This is a genomic window from Geobacillus sp. ZGt-1 (assembly GCF_001026865.1).
Classification (GTDB): domain Bacteria; phylum Bacillota; class Bacilli; order Bacillales; family Anoxybacillaceae; genus Geobacillus; species Geobacillus thermoleovorans.
The window spans coordinates 8384-9522 of record NZ_LDPD01000008.1 but is presented as its reverse complement, the minus strand read 5'-3'; the positions used below and the strand labels follow the sequence as shown (position 1 = coordinate 9522).

General features: G+C 43.1%; 3 protein-coding genes. 1 reads left to right on the top strand and 2 read right to left on the bottom strand.

Features of this window, described 5'->3' with window-relative positions; genetic code table 11:
- Window positions 1-451 precede the first annotated feature (451 nt).
- On the top strand, window positions 452-670 hold the full coding sequence (locus tag VU18_RS02240) for a helix-turn-helix transcriptional regulator (protein WP_011230055.1): 219 nt from the start codon (window positions 452-454) through the stop codon (window positions 668-670).
- Between the two features lie 8 nt (window positions 671-678).
- Here the strand turns inward: VU18_RS02240 and VU18_RS18795 are convergent, their stop codons facing one another.
- Window positions 679-825 carry a hypothetical protein gene (locus VU18_RS18795; RefSeq protein ID WP_236687251.1) on the bottom strand — a complete coding sequence of 49 codons (147 nt, stop codon included), beginning with the start codon at window positions 823-825 and terminating at the stop codon, window positions 679-681.
- A 61-nt stretch (window positions 826-886) separates the two neighbouring features.
- Window positions 887-1139, bottom strand: a 253-nt coding sequence (locus VU18_RS02230) for a LysM domain-containing protein (protein ID WP_047757581.1), incomplete at its 5' end; no start/stop codon positions are given.

Below are 1139 nucleotides of genomic sequence, written 5' to 3'. Positions count from 1 at the left end.
GCTTCGCCTTCGTCCGTTTTTTAGCCATAAACTCCCCAAACGGGATGATTTCCGTCTGACGTTTAAAAATCATCGTCTCTCACCTCCTGTATTTTCGGTTTCCTCCCCCTCGCGCTCCCCCTCCTCCCTCGTCGTCGCTTCGCTCCTCCTAACAAACGCTGGATTTCTTGGTACATGAGGCATTTCGCTCGTACAAGTGCACTAGAAGAACAGTGTAGAAAAAGTGACTGAAGTGAAAATAAACAGTTTCGAAATCCTGTCGAGAGAGTGATACTGGGACGCCTAATGAAGTGAAGGGAAAGTTTTGCTACTGTGTGGCTTTTGTGTTATGAGTCTATGTGCCAGTAGTTGTCCGTTTATCTTGTCCATCGAAAAAAATTCCGATACATCTTATCCTTTTCTGGAGGATCAGAACGACCTTACGGCGAAATGAAAAACTGGAGGGGATTCGATGACTGGATATAAATGCATGTTAAAGGTGATCCTAGCCCAAGAAAGCATTAAACACGGGGAATTTGCTAAGAGGATCAATATTAGCCCTGGAACGCTAAGCGCCATCGTTAACGACAAGCAGCTACCATCGTTCAATGTAGCCTATGCAATCTGTGAGGAACTAGGGATGCCGATCAATGAGATATGGATAAAGAAAGAACCTACTCAAAGCGGGTAGGTTCTTGTTTAAAACAAATTTTTCATTAGAGCTGCATAAATTTTTTCATTGACTTCTAATAAACTTTTCTTTCCGTCTTTGAATTTGATCGCCACAACATGAACGCCTTTCGTTTTTGCGGACAGGCCAGCAAGCAGCCCCACAGGCCCCAACAAGAAAGAACCGACCAATCCTCTCCTATAAAAACAAAAAAATCCCCTGCCGAGTGGCAAGGGATTACTTTATGCGTATTTTTTGTCCGACACGAATTATATTCGGATTCTTGATGTTGTTGAGTTTCTGTAAAGTGGCTACTGTCGTTTTGTTTTTTGCCGCGATTCCAGACAGTGTATCTCCAGGTTTCACCGTGTAATATGACACATTGGCTTTAGGTGGACTCATTTTAGCCTTTACTCGTTGTTTGAAGTCTTCAAACACCTTGGAATCCTTTACCCATGGCGCCGGACAATTTTTATGGGTAATATCGTAA

Coding starts and splice junctions, on each gene's coding strand:
- VU18_RS02240 (WP_011230055.1), top strand. CDS start 452: ATGACTGGATATAAATGCATGTTAAAGGTGATCCTAGCCCAAGAAAGC.